This window comes from Burkholderia sp. 8Y (assembly GCF_902506145.1).
Taxonomy (GTDB): Bacteria; Pseudomonadota; Gammaproteobacteria; order Burkholderiales; family Burkholderiaceae; genus Caballeronia.
In genome coordinates, this window is the sequence record NZ_LR733519.1 from 553,338 (window position 1) to 570,999 (window position 17,662).

A 17,662-nucleotide genomic window follows, 5' to 3' on the forward strand; every position below is an offset into this window, starting at 1 on the left:
AGTCAACGCTTCGTAGTCCTGTCGTAAAGGGAAAGACAAACGACGCGGTCGGAATGTCGGCGCATAAGGTGCATGTCCGTCGGCTGATTAGTGCAATCGGTATGCTGCCGGTGCTGATCCTGCTTTCCGTCGCATTCAACTTCGCTACTCAAGGAACGTTCTTCACCGGCCAGAATATCTCGATCGTCGCACAGCAGGCCGCGATCAACACAGTCCTGGCTGCAGGGATGACGTTTGTCATTCTGACAGGTGGCATCGACCTGTCGGTGGGTTCAATGCTGGCGACTGCGGCAATGACCTCGATGATCTGTTCACTCGACCCCTCGTTCGGTGCCTTCGCGCTTCCGGTCGGGCTGGTGACGGGCATCGTTCTCGGCGCGATAAACGGCCTGCTCATCGCGTACCTCAGGCTTCCGCCGTTCATCGTCACGCTTGGATCTCTTACGGCAGTGCGGGGCCTTGCACGCTTGATTGGAAACGACGGTACGGTGATGAACCCCAATCTGGGATTTGCGTGGATCGGCAACGCGAGCGTCCTCGGGGTCCCGGTTTTAGCGATCATCGCGCTCGCCGTCATCGTGATTTCGTGGATCGTCCTTCGCCGTACTGTGTTGGGCATCTGGATCTATGCAATGGGTGGAAATCCGGCGGCCGCGCGTCTTTCCGGCATCAAAGTCAGCCTCATTCTGCTGTTTGTTTATGCCGTTTCCGGTTTGCTTTCCGGCCTCGGTGGTGTGATGTCTGCCGCCCGACTTTATGCCGCGAACGGTCTTCAGATCGGCATGGGATATGAACTGGACGCGATTGCCGCAGTTATTCTCGGCGGCACGAGCTTTGTGGGCGGTGTTGGCTCGATCTGGGGGACTCTGGTCGGTGCGTTGATTATCGCCGTGCTCTCGAATGGCCTTGTCATTCTTGGCGTCTCCGACATCTGGCAGTTCATTATCAAGGGCCTCGTGATTATCGCCGCCGTGGCACTCGATCGTTTCCGTCGCAGTGGTGAGAATCGCACCTGATCACCAATATCTGTAGTGGAGCGCAACAGTAGCTCGCGTTTCCATTCTTGTCTTATCCCGCTCCGGTCGACGCGAGTCTTAGCGGAAGCACAGCTAGCGTCGACTAATGAGTGCAGCAAGCCAGCGCGCATGACGATCCTGCTCATTGAGCGGCGCGTACGGCCGACCGAGAAGTGTCTGGTTTCTAGCGAAGACCGTTACGACGCGACGCTAATTCAACCTAGCGCGTTGGTGTCTGCGCGCCTATGAGGCGTATCAATTCAGACGTGCAGGGAAGCGCCATCCGCCCATGCCGTCGTATTGATGTGGTTACTGCATCAGACCAGGACAATGCAGAATGAGTAAGCCCCACGAACCTGAGATTTACGGGTCGTTAGCATGACGAAACGCGAATAAGTTTTGAATCACGATTTGGAGATAGGAGAAAACAATGAAGCGGATAATTCTGGGATCGGTGGCAATGGGTTTTGCCGTTGCTGCGAGCGCACAAAGCAGCGTTACGCTGTACGGCCTCGTGGATAACGGTGTGCAGTTCGAGACTGGCTTGCCGAAAGGTCATCGCTGGGCGGCCGAGTCAGGCAATTGGGCTGAATCGCGGTTTGGTTTGAAAGGACTCGAGGACATCGGCGGCGGCACCTTCGTGACCTTCCAGTTAGAGTCTCGACTCAACACGCAGAACGGAACGTACGCGAACGGGTCGTTCTTCGAGGGGCAGGCGACCGTCGGAATGAGCAACCCGACTTACGGGTCATTCAGAATGGGCAACTTCGGAGCGAGTGAACTGCTTCAGTACGCCGGCATTCTCGATCCTCAACAGACGCAGAAGTACTCGTTCGGCACGCTTGTAAGAGGCCGCATGTTCCCTCAGGCAGCCAACGGATTCGAGTATCTATCTCCGAGCTTTGGCGGATTCACGGTGCAAGGTCAGTACAATCTGACGAACTCGACGACGTGGAACGCAGGTAACCCCGGCAGTGCTCCTAGCCAACTCGGAACAACGGCGGGACTGGGAAGTTCGCAGGGCCGGGATGACGGCATCAAACTCGAATACGCCGCACATAACCTCGATGTGCAAGCGATTTACGACGAAATCCGCGATGGCAACGGTAAGTTCAGCAACGTTTATCTTGCTTCACGTTCCATCTTCACGGGCGGCTCTTACGTCTGGGGTCCGGTGACGGTCTACGTGGGATATCAGCACTTGAGCGCGCCAGATGCGTCCAACGCAGGCTTCTACGGCACGGCGAATGCTTCGGCGTTGCCCGCAGGCGTGTCCTTGCCGACGAAGGTCGATCATGAGTGGGCCGGCGCGCGTTGGGCGGTAACACCGGCGACGTTCCTGACCGGCGCGGTGTATCACGCCAACGCGAACAACGGAAATGGGAACGCGACGTTGTACACGCTTTCCGGGGCTTACCAGCTTTCGAAGCGCACTCGCGTTTATACCGAACTCGGCTATTTGCATAACAGTGCGACATCCAACCTCGGTCTAAACGGTGGACTCTACGGGGCAAACACGAACGACGATCCGATAAACGGCAATCCGGCCAGCACGAACCCGAATTATGGCCACAGCCAGTTCGGTGCTTTCGCCGGCATCGCAACGCAGTTCTGACGTCGCGGATTAACGGCGGCGGCACCCGTGAGCGCCGCCGTGGAACTTTTGCGAACAACGCCCGGGCCTGGTCAGGCGTTTGCCGACAAGCGCGAGCGAAAGCGTTGCGCGCACCGGACTATTCCCGATCATCATCAATTTCTTGGAGACGCAAATGACTTCTGGACGAATCAAGGCGCTTTCATTGGGCTTGACCTGCTCACTCTTCCTGCTTTCGGTCGCGCAGGCACAGCCTGCCAGCGATCAAGCGTCAACGATGGACGATTCGAGCACGTCCAAACAAGCGCAGAAGGCAACAAAGAAGGCGGAGCGGAAAGCGCGCCATGAAAAGAAAAATGCCGAGTTGAACAAACTCGAGAAGAACGGCTACAACCCGTCTGGCGATCAACTTCGATACCCGCAGAACGTTCAGAACGCAGAGAAGAAAGCCAACCCCCAAGGCCCCGGCGTAGCGGTGCCTGCTTCAGCACCTTGAGGCTTGATTCTGGCATCGCTGAAGTCAACACGACGCTGGGTTGGCAACAGCGATCTTGCCAGCATTGGGAGCGCACACTGGCGGGATCGCTCGCCATGAGCGGCATCGCATTGCTCGCGGGCGTGCGCTCCAGCGATCCCAAGGCGCCCTGACACGGACGCTTGCTGATTCGTGCTATCGGCCGAACGCGGGCATCGCCTAATCTTGCTCACAATCGAGCCGTCACGGGCTCAGTGCGAGGAGACAGGCGATGACCGAAGCTGTTGCTGCCGACGAGACAAGACTGGGCCCAAGCAGTGGCGAAATGCTGCTGTTCGCGCTCGCCGCCATGCCAGTCGAGCGCGCGCCCCGAAGCGGCTGGTTCCAGCCCGAACGCCTCGCGACGGCTCGCGTGATCTCCCGCACCGAAGACGTGTCCGACGTCTTATTGCGCTTGCCGCAGAGCTGGAACATCGTCGAAGGAGCGCGCTGCATCGGCTTGCATGACGATGAAGACATCATCACCGCCGATCCGCGCTTTCATCGCGGCTTCGATCCGCGCAACTTCGCGATCGTGGGGCAGGGGGGCGGCGAACGCTTCGCGCTGCTCATGCTCATCAACGCCGCCGAAGCGGCGCTGTTGCCGGAGCGGCTTTTTGCCAGGAACCAGGCGTTCGAACGCTGCGTGTTCGCTGCATGACGCATGCAGCATGCAGCATCCACGTATACCCGCGCCTTCGAGCCGGCTGCCAATTTGCGCTAACGCTGCCACACCTCGCTCCATAAAGTCGATACGACGAGCCGGGCATGTCGCATCGGCTGAACACGAGACAAGCGAGTACGGACTATGACCAGCGAAACGAAGATCGAAATCGATGTGCGTGTGCGCGCCTTTCTTGACCGTGAACTCGGTCTCTTTATCGACGGTGCCGCGCGCCCGGCGCATTCAGCGCGGCGGCTCGATGTCTTCGATCCCTCGACCGGCGAGGTCCTGACGACCGTGCCCGATGCCGATACCGCCGACGTCGATCGCGCGGTCACGAACGCGCGCGAGACCTTCGACCAGCGTGTCTGGAGCGGCTTGCGTCCCGCGGAGCGCGAACGGATCCTCCTGCGTCTGGCCGATGTCATCGAGGCGCACGGAGAAGAACTCGCGCAACTGGAGACGCTGAATCAGGGCAAGTCGATCGACATCGCGCGGGCGATCGAGGTCGGCGCGACCGTCGAGTACGTGCGCTACATGGCCGGCTGGGCGACCAAGATCACCGGCGAGACGCTCGACGTGTCGATCCCGTTTCCGCCCGGCGCGCGCTATACCGCTTTCACGCGCAAGGAACCGGTCGGCGTCGTGGCGGGCATCGTGCCGTGGAACTTTCCATTGATGATCGCGGTGTGGAAGCTCATTCCCGCGCTCGCGGCGGGCTGCACCATCGTCATCAAGCCGTCGCCGGAAACGCCGCTCACGGCATTGCGTCTCGCCGAACTCGCCGTCGAAGCGGGCGTTCCGGCGGGCGTGTTCAACGTCGTGACGGGCGGGCGGGAATGCGGCGCGGCGCTGGCATCGCATACGGGCATCGCGAAGATATCGTTCACGGGTTCGACGCCAACGGGCAAGCTGATCGGCGCGGCCGCCGTGCAGAACATGACGCGCTTTTCGCTCGAACTCGGCGGCAAGAATCCCGCCGTGATGCTCGCCGATGTCGATGCCGATCAGGCCGTGCAGGGCGCGCTGGCGGGCGGCTTCCTGAATCAGGGGCAGGTGTGCGCGGCGGTGTCGCGCATCTATGTTCATCGCAGCAAGTACCGGCAGATCGCCGACGGACTCGCCGATATCGCGCGCTCGATGACGCTCGGCCCCGGTCTCGATCCGGCCGCGCAGGTCAATCCGCTCGTGTCGGCGCATCATCGTGCGCGCGTCGAGGAACATATCGCCCGCGCCAAAGCCGATGGTCTGCGATTTCTCGCGGGCGGCTCGCCCGTCGAAGAGAAAGGCTACTACGTGAAGCCGACCGTGATCGCAGACGTGCCTTTCGATGCCGCGCTCATCCGCGACGAAGTCTTCGGCCCGGTGCTGGCACTCGTTCCGTTCGACGACCCGAAGGAAGCCTTGCGCCTCGCGAACGATTCGCCCTATGGCCTCGCCGCGAGTCTCTGGACCAACGACCTGCGCGCTGCGATGAACCTCGTTCCACAAATGGAAGCAGGCACGGTCTGGGTCAACTGCCATGTGCCGCTCGATCCGTCGATGCCCTTCGGCGGATACAAGCAGTCGGGCATCGGCCGAGAGTTCGGCAAGTATGCAGTCGAGGGCTTCACTGAAACGAAGTCCGTGTGCATCGCGCATTAGTGAGGCACTGCGCACGCGAGCGATGTTTCTGACACAAGCCCCCGACACTGCGATCTTGCTCTAAGATTCACCAGATCAGGAGAGAGTCGATGGACTTCATGGTCAGCTCGCTCGCCGATGTGCACGACCATTCGCTTGCCGTCGCCGGCTGGGAGCAAATCTACCGGCAGATGACGCCCGGACGTTTCGAGAGCAGGCTCGTGCAGGCGAAGTCGGCCGAGTTTCAAATCTTTCGCGAATCGACCAACCGGCGCATCGTGCAGGCAGGCGTTTCGCCGGCCGGCTTTGCGTCGATCGCCGTCCCGTTGTCCGCACCGCTTGCGGCCACGTTCCAGGGACACAAGATCGACGACTACGCGCTCATGCTCCTGAGCCCCGGCGAAGAATTCCGCTTCCATACTCCCGAGGCCATGCAGTACGTCGGCGTGAGCCTGCCCGTCGATGCAATGCGCGAACTCGTCGCCGCCACCGTCGGGGAAGAGGGCGTGCGGCAGTGGAAGCGCAACGTGCTGCCGCTTTCGACCGAAGCCGCGCTCGTTCTTCAGCAGCGTCTCGTTCCTTTGCTCGATGCCGCCGAATCTAGTCCGGCCGCGTTGCGCGAGCCCGCACCCATCAAGCGATTCCAGGACGAGGTGTTGAGCGTGCTGCTCGGCCTGCTCGAAAGCGCGACCGGTGCAGCGGACAAAGACCTCACGCATGCCACCTACAGCGATATCGTCAGGCGATGCGAACGCATTGCCAGCGAGACCGCGCTCGAACCCGTTACCGTGCTCGATTTATGCCGCACGCTGCGATGCAGCCGGCGCACGTTGCAAACGAGCTTCCAGCGTGTCGCGAACGTCACGCCCGTCGAATACTTGCGCGCGCTCCGGCTCAATGCAGTGCGACGCCTCTTGCGTTCCACGAGCGCGGACGAACTGCTCATCGGCGACGCAGCGGCGCGCCATGGCTTCTCGCATCTGAGCTACTTCGCGCGTGAGTATCGCGAGTTGTTCGGCGAACTTCCATCCCAAACGCGGCGGCTTTTCTGAGCGATCGCTTTCAGTTTCCTTTTGATTCGATGCGCAATGACGGCATCGCATAGGCACATACCCTAGCGCGTCTGCGCGTTGCCAATTTGTGCTGCCGGTCCGCTATTTTGGCTTTCTAAATTCTCCAGTAACACGAGGCCGCGATCCGCGGTCCGGCCAATGCCGCAACATCTGGAGAGAACCAATGAGCGTCGCCATGGAACCCACGCCCTCGACCGAACTGCGCAAGGGCGCGCTAGGACTGGGCTTTATCGTTTTCTTCGTCATCTCGGCGGCGGGACCGCTCGTCGCGATCGCGGGCGGCTATCCGCTCGGCATCATGCTTGGCAATGGCGCTGGCACGCCCTCGCTGCTCGTCGCGACCGTCGCGATTCTCTTGCTATTCGCGGCGTGCTACACGGCCATGGCGCGCCACGTGACGAACGCGGGCGGGTTCTACGCGTTCACCGCGCGCGGACTAGGCGGGACGGCGGGCGGGGCGGCGGCATGGATCGCGCTGCTCGGCTACAACACGATGCAGATCGGGCTTTACGGCATGTTCGGCGCGGTGTCGGCCGGCTTCATGTCGACGCACTTCGGCATCGATGCGCCGTGGTGGGTGTATTCGCTCATCGCGCTCGTCAGCATCGCGGTGCTCGGTTACCGTCAAATCGACCTGTCGGCCAAGGTGCTTTCGCTGCTCGTCATGGGTGAGTATGTCGTCGTGCTGCTGCTCGACATCGCGATCCTGCGCAGTGGCGGGGCGCACGGTATCGACCTGACTTCTTTCTCGCCGCGCGTCTTCACGAGCGGGACGCCGGCAATCGGCTTTCTCTTTTGCTTCGCGACGTTTATCGGCTTCGAAGCCACCACGATCTACAGCGAAGAAGCCAAGGATCCGCAGCGCACCGTGCCGCTTGCAACGTATATCTCCGTGCTGCTGATCGGCGCGTTCTACTGCTTCTCCGTGTGGTGCATGATCGTCGGCGCGGGCGCGAACGATATCGTCAAGACGCTGACCGCACTCGCCGATCCGACGACCTTTCTCTACTCGCTGTCCGATCACTACGCGAACCATGCGCTGACCACGGCCATGAGCGTGCTGTTCATCACGAGCGTCTATGCCGGGCTGCTCGCGTTCCATAACTCCGCGTCGCGTTATTTCTTCGCAAGTGGCCGAGAAGGTCTGCTGCCGAAGGCGCTGGGCCGCACGCATGTCCGTCACGGCAGTCCGCATATCGGGTCGATCGCGCAGTCGGCGGTGGCGCTGGTTGTGGTGGTCGCGTTCATCGTGCTGCGCGCGGACCCGGTGCTCACGCTCTTTTCATGGCTCACCAATGTCGCGACGCTTTGCATCATCGCGTTGATGGCGCTTTCGTCCGCAGCGGTGTTCGTGTTCTTCAAGCGCCTGCCTTCACGCGATGAAAGCGTGCTGCGCGTGGCGGTGTTTCCGGTGATATCGGGCCTCGCGCTTGCCGTCGTGCTGGTATTGGCCATTGTGAACTTCCCGCTGCTGACGGGCGCGGGCGCGACGCTCTCCTATGCGTTGACCGCGCTGCTGCCGATCTTCGCCGTCGCCGGCATTCTCGCTGCCCGGAGCCTCAAGCGCCGCGACCGCGCTTCGTACGAGCGGCTTGGCAGTTCCCGCATCTAACTCTCCGCTCAACCACAACCCTCTGCTTGACCCGCATGTTGGCACGCGGTCGGGCAACGCATGTCCATAGAAAACACATCATGAGAAAGAACCGGTACTTTCAGTGCACCTGTTTGACGGCGGCGATGATCGGCGCGGGCTTGATTCACGCAACCGACGCCCGGGCGCAAAGCAGCGTGACGCTCTACGGCACCGTCGATGCAGGCGTCGTCTATACGACGAATCAGCAGGTCACGCAAGCGGGCGGCACCGTGACGAGCGGCCACGCCGTCCAGATGAGCGGCGGCAACCTCGTGCCCTCGCGCTGGGGCTTGATTGGAACCGAAGACCTGGGCGGTTCGCTCAAGGCGGTCTTCTATCTTGAGAATCAGTTCCTGACGGGCACGGGGACCATGCTGCAAAGCGGCGCGCTCTTCAGCCGTCAGGCGTGGGTCGGCATGCGCGACGATCGCGTCGGTACCCTCGGCTTTGGACGCCAATACGATTCGTACTCGGACTTCCTGGGCGTGTACGCATCCAGCAATAGCTGGGCGACGATGTTCGGCGCGCACTTCGGCGACGTCGACAACCTGAACGAAGCCTTCAACATGAACAACGCGATCAAGTTCACGAGCGCGGACTTCAGTGGCTTCACGTTTGGCGGAACTTTCAGTCTGGGCGGTCAGGCGGGCAATTTCTCCACGCGGCGCGGCTATGCAATGGGCGCGGCTTACGCCCGTGGTCCGGTATCGATCAGCGCGGGCTACATGACGCTCAACGATCCGCTCAATGCCGCGCTCGGTGGATCGACGGGCTACATCGGCGACTTCGCTTGTTCCAATCCGTCCGCGAACTACTGTCAGCTTCAGAACGCACGGACGATCAAGACGTATGGCGCAGGCGGATCAATCGCGTTAGGCGATGCAACCATCGCCACCGTCTACACGCATACGAGACTGGAAGGCAGCCAGTATTTCGCCGATGCAGCATCGCCCGGCGGACGCGACGTGTCGTTCGATATCGCCGAACTCAACGTGACGTATGCGCTGACGCCTTTCTGGAACCTCGGCCTGGCCTACATCTATAACAACGTGAAACCGAGCGGCAGCGCGTCGACGCATTTTCATCAGATGAATCTGGGCGCCAACTATCTGTTGTCGAAACGCACTGCGCTCTATGCGCTGGCCATCGCGCAGGAAGCGGGCGGCGCCGGGCTCGGCATCGATCCGGCGAGCGGCGGCAGCGCGAACTACGCTCAAATACCCAACCTCGTGAACAGCAATTCGAATCGGCAACTGGCCGTATTGGCGGGCATCAGAGTGAACTTCTGATGCTTTGCCGATCCGTGCTCACGACGACTCGACAAGCGCACGGACAATCAAGACTCGGCAATCGTTCGCGATTGCCAAACGAATCAAGGAACGACGATGCACGCGGACGAAACGGCTACGTACTACACCGCCACGAAAAAGTACGACCTCAGCTTTCCTTCTCTGGAAGAGCATGTGAATGCGGATGTGGTGATTATCGGAGGCGGCTTTTCTGGCATTCACACCGCGCTCGAACTCGCGGAGAACGGCGTCACGGATGTCGTCGTGCTCGAAGCGCGCTATCTCGGCTACGGCGGCACCGGGCGCAACGGCGGTCAGGTGATGGCAGGAATCGGTCACGACCTGGACGCCATCAAGAAGGATGTGGGCGAAGAAGGCTTGCGCGCGATCTTCGCGCTGAGCGACCTCGGGCCGCAGATCATGCGCGAGCGCATCGAGAAGTACGACATCGATGCGGACTTCTGCAGCGGCTACGGCTATATGGCCTACAACGCGCGTCAGGCGAAGACCCTGCGAAGCTGGGAGAAAGACTTCAAGTCGCTAGGTTCGCCCTATGAGATCCGCTACGTCGAAGGACGCGATGTGCAGCAGCTCGTCGGCAGCGAGGTGTATCACGCCGGTCTGCTGCATATGGGCGGCGGGCACGTGCATTCGCTGAACCTGTTGCTCGGCGAGGCGAAGGCCGTTAGCGAACGTTATGGCGTACGTATCTTCGAGTACAGTCCTGCACTGGATATTGCGTATGGCGATCGCATCCGCGTTCGCACAGCGAAGGGCAGTGTGACGGCGAAGAAACTCGTATGGGCCTGCGACGGTTTCAATAACGGCATCGAACCGGAACTGCATCGCAGCACCATCAACGTGTATGCGTTCAACTCGATGACCGAGCCGCTAAGCGACGAAGTCATTCGACGCATTAGTCCGATTCACGGCGCGTATAGCGACATTCGGCCCGTCATCAACTACTACCGGGTGACGAACGAAAACCGTCTGCTGTTCGGATCGTCCACGTCGCTTATCGAGCATATTCCGAGCGACCTCAAGGAGTGGAACCGTCGCCTGATGGTCGAAGTGTTCCCGTATATGAGCGACGTGAAAATCGATCTGGCGTGGGGGGGCCCGATGGCCTCCACGCTCAATCTGTTCCCGCAGATCGGCACGTTGCCGGATCGTCCGAATGCGTTCTTTGTGCAAGGGTATTCGGGCTTCGGCGTGACGCCGAGTCAGATCATCTGCAAGATTCTCGCGGAGGGCGTCCTCGGAGGCTCGGAACGCTATCAGTTGGTCAGCTCTATTCCTCGCGCGACCATTCAGGGCAAGGACAAGTATCGCAACGTGCTCGTCACGCTCGGCAAGGTCATGCATCAAACGTCCGGCTATTGGCATGGACGCCGCTAATTCTCTGACTCTTATTGGGAGCATTACTCATGAGCCTTACTGCAATTCAATTCGGCACGACGCTTTCTCAACTCGATTCGTGGGGCAGTTTGACAGGCATCGGAGGAGAGATTCTCGAGGGCGGCGACGTGCAGGCCTTCGGCAAGATGACGCACGGCGCGCCTACCGACGCTGTTTCGGCTGGCTACTTCGGCACGCCTAAGGGCAAGTTCAGGCTTGTTTATCCCTTCAGCGAGCAGGCGACGATCGTGACCGGCGAGGTGACGATCACCGATGAATCGACAGGCGAATCGCGCACGTTCAAAGCGGGCGATACGTGGTTCGTGTCGAAAGGGACGGCGACCGTGTGGGACGTGGCGGGCGAGCAGGTCGTTAAGCACTATCTCGCGTTTGCTTGACAGCGGTACCGAGCAGAGAGGGCGTAATTAGGTCGAGGTTGTAGCGTTCCACATTGCTAGTGACTTCTCGAGTTAGCGCGACGGCGACGTTGCCGGACGCGGCAATGGCACGGTCAATCTCCTGCTCGCGGCTCATCGCGAGCATACATAGCGTCAGGATCGCCACAGTCGCACTAATCACGCTGCCAAGCCAGCCAACGAGCATGGGCGTTCTCGCGAACGACCGGACGTACACTAGTGCATGAAGTGACCAGAAATCGATGAAGCGGCGTTGCATCAGGGTTGGCTTCCTTATTAGCAGGAAGAGTCAGCCCTATGTGATTCAGCCGTTCACCGTGGAGGCCGATTAATGCAAGCGAGAGTGCATTCAAAAGACCTGTAAGCGACGAGGCTTACTGACGGGTGCGAAGGCAGCGTCGTGATCCCTACTTGACATAAAGCTAATTAGCGCATTCTATGTATGTAGCGGCTATATCCTAATGTCGTGTTCTGGCTATTTACAGATGTCGGGTTTCAACCGGTGGCAAGCTGGCAGTTGGTCATCCAGCGGGAGCTCAGCCATGTCACCGAACCCACCTGTGAGCTTGACCATGCGCGAATGGGACAGACTGAAGGTTATCGAAGCGATTGTCGAGACGGGTTTGAAGCCCGGACGCGCCGCTGAGCGCTTGGGTCTGACGGTACCCCAGATCGAGCGGCTGGTGGCGAGCCGTCGGCGAGCGTCGCGCCTTTGTGCCGCTAGTGCTTACGGAATCCGAGTATGCCTGCCGGAATCTCGTGGAAGCGTCGAGCTCAGTCATAGTCGACGCTTCCGGGTACGCAAGGAGTGCGTTACCGTGTGTGTTTGGCGCTGTTAGCGCCAGGCGACCGGTGTCCGCGCGAACGTCGCGCTGCGCAACCTTCGGTAAAATCGCCCGCGCCTCATCGTCAAACTCCGCGTGACCGCTGAAAATCACATGAATTTCTAGGCTGATAGGCATATCGTTGAACCACAGCGGACGTCGCGCTGTGCAATGCAAGTGCAAGGAGTTAGCCATGAAGCTCTCTATCATGACAGCGGCAGTAGCATCAGCGGCGCTGTCGCTCGCAGGCTTGGCGCAAGCTCAACAGTCCTCGGACACGTTGCAGTCCATGCCCCCGCAAGCTCAACAAAGTGGACAGACGTCGCCTGGAGATACCGCATACGGTGGCGCGGTTTCCACTGGCGTCGCGAGCGGAAGGTCGTCGACGCTGCCGACGAATTGCTCGCCGCAGCCGTTCTGCAACATCTACTCGGGAGGGCAATAGGCCGAGGCATCCCGCGGCCGAAGGCTCCGGCCTACGTCCGCTCTGCCCTGACCGCAGGGCCCAACGCGCGAAAAGCCGCGTAGCAGCATTCGGAGTCCCGTTGGTTTTCACGAACGGGACTCTTTGCGTTCTGGACCACGCGAGCAGCGATGGGCATGTTGCACGCGCAGTCCACGCTCGTCCCGCTCAGCATCACTTGAAATGGACCTGTCCGAAATCTTGTGTGCCGAGGCCGGTTAAGAAATCTCAGCTGATGGCGCTGGTGAATCGCTCGCCAAACAGAATAGCGAATTGAGCAACGGCTTGTCGCCAGGTGATAGGTGGCATCTTCCAGTCCTTCTCGATGTTGCGCAAGGCCAGATACAGCAGTTTGCTGGCCGCCTCGTCGCTCGGGAAGTGGCCGCGGTTCTTGACAATCTTGCGCAGCTGCATGTGCATGCTCTCGATCGCATTGGTTGTGTAGACGATTCGACGCACCTCGGGCGGATAGGCGAAAAAGGGAATCACCTGTTCCCATTGGCGCTGCCACAGCGGGGACGCGAGCGTATCCAGGGACAAGCAGGATAGCCCGCTCATTCAGGCGCAGGACTAAGACTGAGCGCGCCATGCATCGACGCTTGCGCAGATTCAAGCGTCGATGCCGATATGCTTCGAAGCTTCGTTCGCACCGACCGTCTCCACGGTCTGACGCACCCGCCCGATCTCGACAGCAGGCATGAACAGCATCGAAATCACCGCGCCCAGCGCGATCACGAACATCGACGTGAACGTCAGATGCAGGGCATGGTGCAACGCCAGACGAATCTCCGCGTTGCTCTCGAAGTGACCGGGCACCGCCGATAACAGGCGCTTCAATTGATCCGCGCTGACAGCGGGCAGGCCGCCGCTCGCATGCGTCAGGCCATAGTTCTGCACCGCGCCGAACACCGCAGCGCCGAGCGTGTTGCCGAGATTGCGTGCGAAGAGATTGGACGCCGTGGCGCTGCCGCGCTCCGACACCTTGACGATTTCCTGTATGAGGATAAGGCACGACACGCTCAGGATGCCCATGCCGAAGCCCATGACAGCCGATCCGACGCCGGCCCATACGGGACTGGCTTGCGGCGTCAGCAACACGAAGGGAATCGCGCCGAGCGGAATGAACACGGTCCCGCCGATCAACAAGCGGCGCAGTCCGATGCGGCTAAACGTGCGCGATGTGAACGTGGCGCCGCTGGGCCATCCGAGCATCATCATCGTGAGTGTGAGTCCCGCTTCGACCGGCGAGCGATGCATGACGCCTTGCACATACATCGGCAGGAACGTGGTGAGTCCCATCAACGCCATGCCCGCGAGCAGCGTCGCCGCGTTGCCGGCCGCGATCGGGCGATGCGCCCACAAGCCGAACGAAATCATCGGATCGGCGGCGCGCTTTTCCTGCATGACGAAGAGCACGCCCGCCACGATGCATATCGCAATTTCGACGCCGGCGCGCGTGCTATTTGCGCTGCCTGCATCGGTCAGCGCCATCATCAGCGAAGCGACGGCCGCCGTGAAAAGGAGCGCACCGGCAAGGTCGATCGCCGGGCGTTCGTGACGCTTCTCCTCGTGTAGGAAGAGCACGAAGAGTATCGCGGCGAGCACGCCGATCGGTACGTTGATCCAGAAGATCCATGCCCACGAAAGATGGCGGATGAGCAGGCCGCCGACCATCGGCCCGAGTACGGCGGACACGGCCCATACGCTTGCAAGGTAGCCCTGCACCTTGCCTCGTTCGCGCGCCGGATAAAGATCTCCGACCACCGTCAGCGCAACCGGCAGGATCGCTCCCGCGCCGACGCCCTGCACCAGTCGAAAGACGATCATGGCGGGCATCGACCACGCAAACCCCGCGAGTATCGACCCGAAGAGGAAGATGGCAATGCCGGCCAATATCGCGGGCTTGCGGCCATACAGATCCGCGAGCTTGCCGAATACGACGGTGAGCGCGGTTTGCGTCAGCAGAAATGACGAGAACACCCAGCTATAAAGATTCAGGCCGCCGAGCTGAGTCGCGATTTGCGGCATGGCGGTCGAAACGATGGTGGCTTCGATTGCCACCATGGCCATGGACGCCATGATGGCGGCGATGACGAGGGGACGGACGGTTTGCTTGAGCTGCGGCATGCGATTGCGGGGTGATGAGAAGGATGCCACCCGCAGCGTCAGTCGCCATGCGGAAGACCCGTCATGGTATCCCGGCGCGTGAAACGCTGCTTGCGTCGCCGTTTTCGCGGATTCTTCCTTGACGCGTTTGGAGCATGTGTCGACTCTTCTGCACCCGATATCGCTCATGCAAGCGAAGGCGTGAGGAAAGCGGCTTCAATGCGTTCGTCAGCACACGATGCCTTCTTCGACATGCACTGCCGCGGCGCACCATCCCGTGCTATCGTTGTTTCATACGGATTTCATACGCAACGCAGCGCGTCTGCTTCCGTATCTCTCGTCGAACGTCTTTCGTGAGCGCCGCCATGAACGATGTGCCTCGTATTCTCAGTGCTCGTGATCGCGTCGAGTTGCTTTGCTGGCTGACATGCGGCAGCCTCGGCGCGTTCTATCTGAATGGTGATTGGCCGGCGGCGGCTTTCCATGTGCAGGCAGCGCACAAGTGGCTCGACAGGCATGAACGGCTCGCGGACTGGCTAACGGTCGCGAAGCTCGCTGCCATTGCGCGTGATCTCGCCGCGCGTCATTGCGCGCTGCTGGAGGCGGATTGGGCACGCGATGCCGTCGAAGAAATTCTCGACAGTGAAGACCTGAATTATCAGTCGGACATCGTCAGGCAGGTCTTCGACGATTGCCGTCGTGCATTAGCGGAAAAGCGCGCGGCGGAATAGCCGCTCAAGGCTCGGTGGCGAAACTCACTGTATGGATGTACAGTAACCCATTTTCGACTTCGGCCCGGTGCGCCTGGCGCCCGCCTTTCGCCGTCGATGGACGCTTCACTACCTTCATCGCTTGCCGCTCACCACGCGCCGCGCCGCATCGCGCATCTCGACATGGATGCGTTTTTCGCGTCGGTCGAGCTTCTGCGCTACCCCGAGTTGCGCGGCGAGCCCGTGGTTGTCGGCGGCGGGCGCAATGCCGCGCCCGAGACGCTTGCGGACGGCACGCGCCGTTTCAAGCGGCTGCGCGATTACGCGGGCCGTGGCGTCGTGACGACATCCACTTACGAAGCGCGCAAGTTCGGCGTCTTTTCCGCCATGGGCATGATGAAGGCCGCGCAACTCGCGCCCGACGCCATTCTCTTGCCAACGGACTTCGAGTCTTATCGGCATTATTCCCGTCTCTTCAAAGCGGCCATCGCGACATTCACCGCGCAAATCGAAAATCGCGGTATCGACGAGATTTATATCGACGTCAGCGACTTGCCCGGCAATTCCGCCGATATCGGTCAGCGCATGAAAGACGCGGTGCGTGACGCAACCGGACTCACCTGCTCTATTTGCATCGCGCCTAACAAGCTGCTTGCGAAAATCGGCTCGGAACTGGATAAGCCCGACGGCCTCACCATTCTCACGATGGACGACCTGCCCACGCGCATCTGGCCGCTGGCGGCGCGCAAGGTGAACGGCATCGGGCCCAAGGCGAACGACAAGCTCGCGGCACTCGGCATCGTGACGGTGGGCGACATCGCGGCCGCCGACCTCGGGCTCTTGCAAACGCACTTTGGTCCGACTTATGCCGCGTGGCTCGCGCGCATTGCGCAAGGGCAGGACGAGCGGCCTGTCGTCGTGAGTTCCACGCCCAAGTCGATGAGCCGCGAGACCACGTTCGAGCGCGATCTTCATCCCAGGCACGACCGAGCGACGCTGTCGGCGGAATTCACGGGTCTTTGCAAGCGCGTCGCCGACGATCTTCAACGCAAAGGCTACGTGGGGCGCACGGTCGGCATCAAGCTGCGTTTCGACGACTTTCGCACCGTCACGCGTGACCTGACGATTCCCGTCGCCACCGCCGATGCATCCGAGATCCGTCGTGCAGCCACCGAGTGTCTCAAGCGTATCGTCCTCGACAAGCGGCTCAGGCTGCTCGGCGTGCGCGTGAGCGCGCTCGAGTCCGCTGACGAAGCCGGCGGTTTCGTGACGCCGGTACAGGTGGAACTGCCTTTCGATGCGGTCGAGTAATAAGCGGCTCACGCCTTAGCGTCGCGGCAGATAACCAAATCGCGCATCGTTCGTTGCCGCGCGTGCGGCGCGGGCGTAGATTATTCGTCTCTCTGCCGCTTCTGACCACACCGTGACCCTTCTTTCGCCGACTCACGACGCCGCCGAGGCCGTCGGGCAACACATCGTCATTCGTCCCTTCGACGGCCCCCTTGGCGCGGAAGTCCTCGGGCTAGACCTGTCGCAACCGCTGTCCAAAGCGGAGTTCGCGCGCATTCATCGCGCTCATCTCGATCATCACGTCCTCGTGTTTCGTGAGCAGCACATCACGCCCGCGCAGCAGGTCGCCTTTAGCAAGCAGTTCGGGCCGTTGCAAATCCATGTGCTGAATCAGTTCGGACTTGCCGGTTATCCCGAAGTGCTTGTCGTGTCGAACATCATCGAAAACGGCAAGCCGATTGGACTCGGCGACGCCGGTCATTTCTGGCATTCGGACCTCTCGTACAAAGAGAAGCCGAGCCTCGGCTCGATGCTTCACGCGCAAGAATTACCGTCGACAGGCGGCGACACGCTGTTTGCGAATCAGCATCGTGCGTGGGACGCTCTGCCGGCGCATCTGAAACGCGCGGTCGAGGGGCGCTTCGCGGAACACACCTATCTCGCGAGATACGCTGAATTGCAGAAGCGAAGCCCGTGGCGTCCCAACCTCACGCCGGAGCAGATCGCGCAAGTGAAGCCCGTCGTGCATCCCATCGTGCGGACGCATCCGGAGACGGGCCGCAAGTCGCTTTTCGTGAGCGAGCACTTCACCACGCGTATCGTCGACATGCCGGACGACGAAAGCCGCGCATTGCTCGACGAAATCTTTGCGCACAGTGTGCAGCCCGAATTCGTTTATCGCCATGCATGGCGCGATCACGACATGGTGTTCTGGGACAACCGCTCGGTCATGCACTTGGCGGCGGGCACGCCGGACGATCAGCGCCGCAGGCTGTATCGCACGACCATCGAAGGCGATACGCCTTTCTAAGCCAAGTCAAAACACAGAC

13 protein-coding genes and 3 pseudogenes are annotated in these 17,662 nt (G+C 60.8%); 14 read left to right on the plus strand and 2 right to left on the minus strand.

Annotation, left to right across the window (positions count from 1 at the left end):
• Nucleotides 1–92: 92 nt before the first annotated feature.
• The 11 genes and pseudogenes from GV035_RS02465 to GV035_RS29900 all read left to right on the plus strand — a co-directional run.
• Nucleotides 93–1,016, plus strand: a pseudogene (locus GV035_RS02465) (ABC transporter permease subunit); the annotation flags it as partial.
• A 430-nt stretch (nucleotides 1,017–1,446) separates the two neighbouring features.
• The gene (locus GV035_RS02470; protein WP_159833058.1) at nucleotides 1,447–2,631 is read left to right on the plus strand and encodes a porin; all 1,185 of its coding nucleotides are present in this window, start codon (nucleotides 1,447–1,449) and stop codon (nucleotides 2,629–2,631) included.
• Nucleotides 2,632–2,785: 154 nt separating this feature from the next.
• On the plus strand, nucleotides 2,786–3,106 hold the full coding sequence (locus tag GV035_RS02475) for a DUF4148 domain-containing protein (RefSeq protein ID WP_159833060.1): 321 nt from the start codon (nucleotides 2,786–2,788) through the stop codon (nucleotides 3,104–3,106).
• A 250-nt stretch (nucleotides 3,107–3,356) separates the two neighbouring features.
• Complete coding sequence (locus GV035_RS02480; RefSeq protein ID WP_159833062.1) at nucleotides 3,357–3,785, plus strand: hypothetical protein; 429 nt, start codon at nucleotides 3,357–3,359, stop codon at nucleotides 3,783–3,785.
• Between the two features lie 147 nt (nucleotides 3,786–3,932).
• Nucleotides 3,933–5,432, plus strand: coding sequence for an aldehyde dehydrogenase family protein (locus GV035_RS02485; protein ID WP_159833064.1), 1,500 nt, complete (start codon nucleotides 3,933–3,935; stop codon nucleotides 5,430–5,432).
• Between the two features lie 89 nt (nucleotides 5,433–5,521).
• Nucleotides 5,522–6,463, plus strand: coding sequence for a helix-turn-helix domain-containing protein (locus GV035_RS02490; RefSeq protein WP_159833066.1), 942 nt, complete (start codon nucleotides 5,522–5,524; stop codon nucleotides 6,461–6,463).
• Between the two features lie 184 nt (nucleotides 6,464–6,647).
• Nucleotides 6,648–8,096 carry an APC family permease gene (locus GV035_RS02495; RefSeq protein WP_159833068.1) on the plus strand — a complete coding sequence of 483 codons (1,449 nt, stop codon included), beginning with the start codon at nucleotides 6,648–6,650 and terminating at the stop codon, nucleotides 8,094–8,096.
• Between the two features lie 125 nt (nucleotides 8,097–8,221).
• Nucleotides 8,222–9,406, plus strand: coding sequence for a porin (locus GV035_RS02500; protein ID WP_159834925.1), 1,185 nt, complete (start codon nucleotides 8,222–8,224; stop codon nucleotides 9,404–9,406).
• Between the two features lie 96 nt (nucleotides 9,407–9,502).
• Nucleotides 9,503–10,804 (plus strand): NAD(P)/FAD-dependent oxidoreductase, encoded by a 1,302-nt coding sequence (locus GV035_RS02505; protein ID WP_159833070.1) that lies wholly within the window; start codon nucleotides 9,503–9,505, stop codon nucleotides 10,802–10,804.
• 29 nt (nucleotides 10,805–10,833) lie between these two features.
• Complete coding sequence (locus GV035_RS02510; RefSeq protein WP_159833072.1) at nucleotides 10,834–11,202, plus strand: cupin domain-containing protein; 369 nt, start codon at nucleotides 10,834–10,836, stop codon at nucleotides 11,200–11,202.
• Between the two features lie 560 nt (nucleotides 11,203–11,762).
• A pseudogene (locus GV035_RS29900) lies at nucleotides 11,763–11,918 on the plus strand (ISNCY family transposase); the annotation flags it as partial.
• A gap of 817 nt (nucleotides 11,919–12,735) precedes the next feature.
• Here the strand turns inward: GV035_RS29900 and GV035_RS02520 are convergent.
• A pseudogene (locus GV035_RS02520) lies at nucleotides 12,736–13,017 on the minus strand (transposase); the annotation flags it as partial.
• Nucleotides 13,018–13,116: 99 nt separating this feature from the next.
• On the minus strand, nucleotides 13,117–14,634 hold the full coding sequence (locus tag GV035_RS02525; protein WP_159833076.1) for an MDR family MFS transporter: 1,518 nt from the start codon (nucleotides 14,632–14,634) through the stop codon (nucleotides 13,117–13,119).
• 344 nt (nucleotides 14,635–14,978) lie between these two features.
• On the opposite strand from GV035_RS02525, the gene GV035_RS02530 reads away from it, so the two are divergent.
• The 3 genes from GV035_RS02530 to GV035_RS02540 all read left to right on the plus strand — a co-directional run bounded on the left by GV035_RS02530 (nucleotide 14,979) and on the right by GV035_RS02540 (nucleotide 17,643).
• Entirely contained in the window at nucleotides 14,979–15,344 is a 366-nt protein-coding gene (locus GV035_RS02530) for a hypothetical protein (protein ID WP_159833078.1), read from the plus strand.
• 96 nt (nucleotides 15,345–15,440) lie between these two features.
• A complete protein-coding gene (gene dinB / locus GV035_RS02535; RefSeq protein WP_159833080.1) occupies nucleotides 15,441–16,634 on the plus strand; it encodes a DNA polymerase IV in 1,194 nt (397 codons plus the stop codon).
• A 112-nt stretch (nucleotides 16,635–16,746) separates the two neighbouring features.
• Complete coding sequence (locus GV035_RS02540; protein ID WP_159833082.1) at nucleotides 16,747–17,643, plus strand: TauD/TfdA dioxygenase family protein; 897 nt, start codon at nucleotides 16,747–16,749, stop codon at nucleotides 17,641–17,643.
• Nucleotides 17,644–17,662 lie beyond the last annotated feature (19 nt).

Excerpts from the sequence above, each read along its gene's own strand:
- GV035_RS02495 (WP_159833068.1), top strand. The coding sequence starts at position 6,648 with ATGAGCGTCGCCATGGAACCCACGCCCTCGACCGAACTGCGCAAGGGC.
- GV035_RS02530 (WP_159833078.1), top strand. The coding sequence starts at position 14,979 with ATGAACGATGTGCCTCGTATTCTCAGTGCTCGTGATCGCGTCGAGTTG.
- GV035_RS02480 (WP_159833062.1), top strand. The coding sequence starts at position 3,357 with ATGACCGAAGCTGTTGCTGCCGACGAGACAAGACTGGGCCCAAGCAGT.
- GV035_RS02510 (WP_159833072.1), top strand. The coding sequence starts at position 10,834 with ATGAGCCTTACTGCAATTCAATTCGGCACGACGCTTTCTCAACTCGAT.
- GV035_RS02500 (WP_159834925.1), top strand. The coding sequence starts at position 8,222 with ATGATCGGCGCGGGCTTGATTCACGCAACCGACGCCCGGGCGCAAAGC.
- dinB (WP_159833080.1), top strand. The coding sequence starts at position 15,441 with ATGGACGCTTCACTACCTTCATCGCTTGCCGCTCACCACGCGCCGCGC.
- GV035_RS02485 (WP_159833064.1), top strand. The coding sequence starts at position 3,933 with ATGACCAGCGAAACGAAGATCGAAATCGATGTGCGTGTGCGCGCCTTT.
- GV035_RS02505 (WP_159833070.1), top strand. The coding sequence starts at position 9,503 with ATGCACGCGGACGAAACGGCTACGTACTACACCGCCACGAAAAAGTAC.
- GV035_RS02470 (WP_159833058.1), top strand. The coding sequence starts at position 1,447 with ATGAAGCGGATAATTCTGGGATCGGTGGCAATGGGTTTTGCCGTTGCT.
- GV035_RS02475 (WP_159833060.1), top strand. The coding sequence starts at position 2,786 with ATGACTTCTGGACGAATCAAGGCGCTTTCATTGGGCTTGACCTGCTCA.
- GV035_RS02490 (WP_159833066.1), top strand. The coding sequence starts at position 5,522 with ATGGACTTCATGGTCAGCTCGCTCGCCGATGTGCACGACCATTCGCTT.
- GV035_RS02525 (WP_159833076.1), bottom strand. The coding sequence starts at position 14,634 with ATGCCGCAGCTCAAGCAAACCGTCCGTCCCCTCGTCATCGCCGCCATC.